4 protein-coding genes are annotated in these 6133 nt (G+C 54.5%); all 4 read left to right on the top strand.

The window, feature by feature from the left end; all coding sequences use genetic code 11:
• Positions 1-448: 448 nt before the first annotated feature.
• Complete coding sequence (locus ACOCD2_RS10680) at positions 449-1354, top strand: hypothetical protein (protein WP_293647943.1); 906 nt, start codon at positions 449-451, stop codon at positions 1352-1354.
• An 18-nt stretch (positions 1355-1372) separates the two neighbouring features.
• Positions 1373-3988 (top strand): hypothetical protein, encoded by a 2616-nt coding sequence (locus ACOCD2_RS10675; RefSeq protein WP_293680074.1) that lies wholly within the window; start codon positions 1373-1375, stop codon positions 3986-3988.
• 8 nt (positions 3989-3996) lie between these two features.
• On the top strand, positions 3997-4641 hold the full coding sequence (locus ACOCD2_RS10670; protein ID WP_293680077.1) for an ankyrin repeat domain-containing protein: 645 nt from the start codon (positions 3997-3999) through the stop codon (positions 4639-4641).
• 661 nt (positions 4642-5302) lie between these two features.
• Positions 5303-6133: hypothetical protein (locus ACOCD2_RS10665; RefSeq protein ID WP_419582687.1), on the top strand; the 831-nt coding region annotated here is incomplete at its 3' end.

The raw sequence follows: 6133 nt of genomic DNA, 5'->3' as shown, positions 1-6133 counted from the left end.
GAAGGAAAACGCTGATAACCAAGATGACTACTATCCGGAGGGGTACACCCCCTCCTCGCCGACTATTACGAACACTGCCAAAAAACCGATCCCCGCGATATCGTGACACACCCGGAAGGGGTGATGAGATGATTCGCCTCTCGTGCCGAGAAATCGCACGGCAAGCCGGGTGCAGCCGTGAAATCGTGAGCAGAAGCATCCAATATCTTGTTGAGCGCCATTTGCTGAAACGCGACGGCCATGCCCTTTTGGTCCCGGGGTTACGCCTGGAACAGGAACCAGGCACAAACGGAAAGCTGCAGCTTTCCTGGCCAAAAGCATTCCGCGATTCTTGCAAAGCACTGTATCACAGCAATCGGCGCCAAAGCATTAAGCGCCATCAAAGGGTAAAGGCAGCCCCAGGACGGCGTTCTCGCGGGCACGCTCATGCTTGTTGTTAGAGAGACTTATGGCAAAAACCATCAACACCGAATTCTTTGAGCCAAACCCGGACAACCCCGGGTTTTTGCGTGTCGCACGAAAACAGTCGCTCCGTGAGGTAGAACAACAAATCCTGGATGTGTTGTCCGACATCAAAAGCACTTCTGATGAGGACACAACACTGGATCACCTTCACGAGTGGGTTTCCTATGGCTATGATCAGAATACGGGGGATGAGCGCGAACCTGACGCCCCCTTCCCGCCAGGCGCGCCCTTTGTGGCCATGCGGGTTGGTAACAATGAGGGGTTGCGCATTGATGTGTTGACCGAAGAAACCCTGGATTCAGGCACCGCGATACACCGTGCGCTCTCATTCAAATACCTCACTCCCTATGGTGATGTAGAACGAGCGGTTATGGCCATTACCCGGGCGCTGCATGATGGTCTTTATGAGACACCGTTATTGCAGACCGCGCACCTTCGGCGCCCTCACGACACAACAGGCTATCTATGGGATGTTTCGGCATTCGCACCGCCCGGCGTAAACGTAAAAGAGCTACACCCCGCTTACCTGGCGGCCCACCTACACACGGACCATGATGACGAAACCGTATTGTTGGAGAACAACGATCAGGAGGATGATGCCTTCGTGTTGGTGTTGCAAGGGAGCATTGAGGTGCATGATCGTGTCAGCGGGATGACCTATAAAGGCACCACGCTGATCAAGTCTGATCTTTTAGCAGATGCCATACGGGGCAACCTCCATGATGATTTCGTTGTAACCAATACGGTTTCGCTGGCGTGGGAGTCCCGCCTGGGTGAAACCCGGATTGCCCTGGAGGCTTTGCCGCTTGATCCAGCTGCGGTACCGCCCCCTGTTGAAAGAAACACGGCCATGGTTAGCGCGCGGGCAAAAGCCCGCGGCCCAAGATAATGACGAATGGTGAACACAATGGACGCAACAGATATCATGGTGGGACAGGGCTTCGTGGTTCACGATCACCCCCCCACGTTCTACCAACGACAGCCACAAGGTACTGAGCGCCGTCCTTCGCAACAGGGCGCTATTGTTGCCTCAGATCCTGATGCTGGTCACTGGATTGTTATTATGGGGGACGATCCAAGCGCCGCAATCGTCGAGGCGTTTGATACAGACACTGAGGCGGCAGCATTCGTACGGTTTGTGGATGCGCTTCCCTGTTTTCCTTCGCAGTCGGGCTCCATGCTGGAATGGTTGACCAACAACGACGCATTGCTGTCACTTGATCCCGCCATTACCGGCGTCCGCGCCCTTTGGGAGCAGTATCGATTGGATGGCGCCACGGCTGAACTGGGTGCCCCGGACACCCAGGCAAAGGAAGCCATTGCTCCCCTGTCGCCCTCTGAGATTAAAGCCATACTGGCTCAGTACCCCCGTGATCCATCGGAGATAGCCCCTCTGCCTGAAGGGGTGAGTGAATCTGTGATTTGGTACTCGGGCACCAAGCCAAGAGCCGCCAAAACGAAAATTGACGTACTGGAGAAAACCCGCGAGCTGTTTCAGGATGAGTACATGCGCCGGGAGACTATTTATGAAGACCTGGTAGATCGCGGCATCGATGCGGTCAGCGCCTATGACCGCGAGAAACACGGCGACAGTGCCGCGCTGCACAAGGCGATGGAAGATGCCCAATGGCATGTTGCCTACTACCGTACGGCGCTCAACATGATTGATGAGGAACTGGGGGCGCTTAAGAAGCCGGCACGGAAAAAGAAAACCACGAAAAAAAAGGCGGTCCGCAAAAATACAGTGGAACCAGTTGCCGCCGAAGCTGACGCGCCGGCCAACGAGGATAATCCTGCAGGGGAAAGCTATGCGGAGGTCATTGAGCGGGTGCGCAGGGAATTCCCCAGGGAACTTGAACAGCACATTGTCGCAGAGTACCCAACGGTAGAAGAAATACCTGACGATCAGGGCAGCTTCGACCCGGATTGGGTGTGGGACAAGGGAAAACCCAAAACCCCAAAGGCGCGACTATCCCGGTTACAGAAGAAAGCCCAGGAAACCCGGGGAAACCTTCAAAACGCTATTGAGGCCTATCGCGCATTACGGGAGCAGGGCCTCGATACGGTATACGATCATGACATCTGGCTTTATGTTGGCTCGAAGAATGAAGATTTGGTAGAGAGTGCGGCGGATGCCTTACGGGGTGCGTTGATGCTGCGAAGAAACCATGTGTTGTATTACAAGCGCGCTCTGCGGGCCACGGAAGCGATGTTATCCAAAGAAGAGGGAGAAAAAGTCCGCGTATCGAGCGGTACCGCAAACACTACGGCGGTCGGTGAAGACCATCCTGATCTGCTGCGCATCAAGGAGATCCGACGCGAACTGGCCACCCTGGAACTGGATGACGGTGGCCGCTATAAAGCGTTGCTGCATGAGGAAGGGGAACTGAAAGACAGGCTTTGCAATGCCGAGCATGATGCGTTGAAAAAGCGGGGGGTGAAATACGATGACCTTGGCCTTACGTTTGGGCGGTCAGGGCGCAAGCCCACGGGCGCCCCTCGCCTGCGGGAGATTTACTGCCACGGTGTTGAGATCGCCTACCTCGATGGCACGGAGCGCATCAGCAAGGCGCGTGTACTAGAAGCGTTGACACCGGCTTTGAGCCCAAAGGAACCGGCCGGCCAGGACACAGACAAGCCGCTTCCCGATAGTGTGCGAAAACACCAGGAAGAAGCCGCCGCCCGGGCGGCTCTCCCGGTTCCACCGGTCACGGTTAAACCCGGCGAGGTCGCAAGTGTTGGTGATGTGTTTGAATCCTGTGTGTTGCGGCGTCGTATCGATTCCATCAACCTGGCAGAAAAAACCGTGAGTATTCGCCTGGTGGCATCTAAAAAAGACGGTCAATGGGTCGCCACAGACAAAGGCATTGCGCACAATTTTCTGATAAGTGAGCTGAACAAACAGTTTGGCATTGAGGTTGATCTACCGGAATATGTCTCTCGCGCTGGCAATACGCCGTTATCAGAGTGGATTCCGTTGACAGCAGATGAGCTGGTGGTGCGCGCAGAGTCGCCAGGAAATGATGTGTCTTACAATGGCAGCATCGGCGGCCTGGGCGAAAGTTGGAGTGATGTGATCATTCATCGCGCCGCGAGGAACGCACCGGGTAAGGTGCTTGCGATTGCGGGGCGATTGATGACTAACCCCGCTCAACATGCGGAGCTTGTTGGTGTTCACCCTGATAAGATAGCCGCCTATGGAAGCCTGCTAATGCGCTACGCATACAGCAACATGACGCCTGAAACGCTGGCGGCGCACATGGTGAACAACAACCTGTTGGAACCTGAACTGCGCAACACTGCAGCCGCATTTCAACGCCTGCAGGTTCGTGGCGACATGACGGTGGAGGAGTTAAACCAGCTCAACCAAGCGGTCAACTACCATGATTTTACGACCATGGCACGCCGCCACGGCAGTAAAGCAATAGGCGATATCATGGAGGAATGGCAGAAATATGGGGAAAGCCATATAAACAAAGCGGATGACACGCCGCATTCTTCCAGAAAAAGCCGGCCGCATTAGGGATGCTGATGAATGATGCTGATACCCAAAACGCTTTGGCATACGCAATTCGGAAGGGTGACATGCTCGCTATTGCCCGGCTTCTCAATACCGGGGCGAACATCAATGGCTACAACAGTTGGGGATATACCCCATTGATGGAGGCGGCCCGCACCGGACAGACCGGTATCGCAAGATTGTTACTTGGTCTTGGAGCGGATACCAATCTTCCCTATCGCAACGCTGATTTTCCCGCGATCTATTACGCCGCCGTGGGTGGCTACACTCGCACCTTTCGTCTTCTCATCGATTCGGGTGCGAACCTGGAGCACCGATGTATTGGGTTGAAAACACCGCTTATAGTGGCCGCCCACGAAGATAGTGCATCTGCAGTAAATCTTCTTATTGAAGGTGGGGCGGACATTAATGCGCGGGATAGAATTAGCATCACCCCGCTCATCGCTGGTGCAATATCAAACAACGCTGCTGCCGTTCATTCCTTGCTAAATGCGGGTGCCGAAGTAAACGCACATGACGATAGAGGCAAGACGGCGTTGATGTGGGCCACCATAAATGGCAACACCCATATTGCGCGCGCCCTTTTTCGGGCGATGGCTACTCGGCCTGTGCGTGTTCATCCGCCAGACTCTTCAACCAGGCGGCAAGCGTTTTGAAGCCGGCTTTCTTTGCGGCCTGGTGCCAGGCTTCCTTTTGAGTGGCATAACAGCGGATCTCGACCCGTTCGCTGGCCTTGATGGCCTGCCTTGGGCGCCCTGGCGGACGTTTGGGGTTCGCTGCTTCCTTTGTCATCGGATCTTCCGCTGACCATTGGTGGCCAGCTGAAGTAGTTTTCTCCATATAAACGGGTCGTCGTTACCTTCGGCTTTAATGCAACGCCCATCTTTTTCCATTGACACAAACAGGTATCGTTTACCATCCACATGGTAGTGATTCATGCCAACTATCGCCCACTCATTAAGCGGGGGGAGTAACCATGGTGCAGGCATTTCAGGTATTTCAGGCACTACAGGGTTGGCGCCGCAGTTGCAATTGCGACCTGGGTAGTTGTTTTCCTCACACCACTCTCTGTGTTCCATCGTGCCGTTACCTCGTCGATATTTAGCTTGTCCGCTTACCAATAAAACGCCGTACAAAAACATTATATATAAAGGCCCATGAAAACCTGCCGGTTTTTTCTGTAGCCCGGGATAACGCCCTCTTGGTGTTTTGCGTTCCGGGCCATGTGGTTGACTATTTTACCGCCGTACAATAATAGTTGCAGGATATTGGCGGCAGTTATAATATTAAGCCGTACATAAATACAAGGATTCTGGTATGTTGAAAGCAGAAAGAGCCGAGTTTCAAAGGACACTCGACATTCTAAAAGCACTGAAGCCTGTTACCGTATTGCCCGCCTTTCACGGGTATCTGGTTGATGTCCGGGAGCGCAATGTAAGGCTTGTTGTGTCCGATGGGCGCTCGGAAATAGAGGCGGCGATGGCTGCTGAAGAAACCAGCGGCGATGAATCCTATACGGTGCCCTCTCTGCACCTGACAGGGCTGATTCCCGCCATGGAAGATCAAGTGCTCTGCCTGTCACGGGTTGGCGGCGAGGAAAAGGGTGCCCATTGTGAATTGCTGGGCCAACGGGGACGATGGAAAATGAACTCCCTCAAAGGGGAAATGTTCCCGCGCATAGAAACCGAGGCCCCTCTGCAGCAAATTACTGGTGTGCCCGTAGGGGTTCTCCGTGAGGCAATCAGGCGATGCGAATTCGCCATCCCAAAGAATGATGTTCGCTACCAGATGAACACCCTGCTCTTTGATGCAAAGGGCGACCGGGGCGTATCCCTGGTCGCCACGAATGGCGTCTGCCTGTCAGTGTCCCAGCTCACCGATGGTGATCATGGTTGTTTTCGCGCACTCCTGGGACATAGTGATGTAGTGGCCCTGGGGCGCGTATTGCAGCACATTACAGGAAAGGTGAGCCTGGGGTTCAGCCACCGTCATTTCAGAATGACGGGGGACGGGGTTTCGATGATTGCGCAAACCGTCGATGCCCAATATCCCGATTATGAAAAAGCTGCCGCTGCCTCTGTCAATGTGGGTGTGGCTCCAGCGGCGATACTCAACAGGCGCGCCTTTATCGAGTCGGTCGAGCGCACC

Origin of the sequence: Thiolapillus sp. (assembly GCF_048562965.1) — a bacterium.
In the GTDB taxonomy this organism is placed as follows: Bacteria; Pseudomonadota; Gammaproteobacteria; order Chromatiales; family Chromatiaceae; genus Thiolapillus; species Thiolapillus brandeum_A.
The sequence above is the reverse complement of the archived record's forward strand: the minus strand, read 5'-3'. Positions and strand labels throughout refer to the sequence as shown.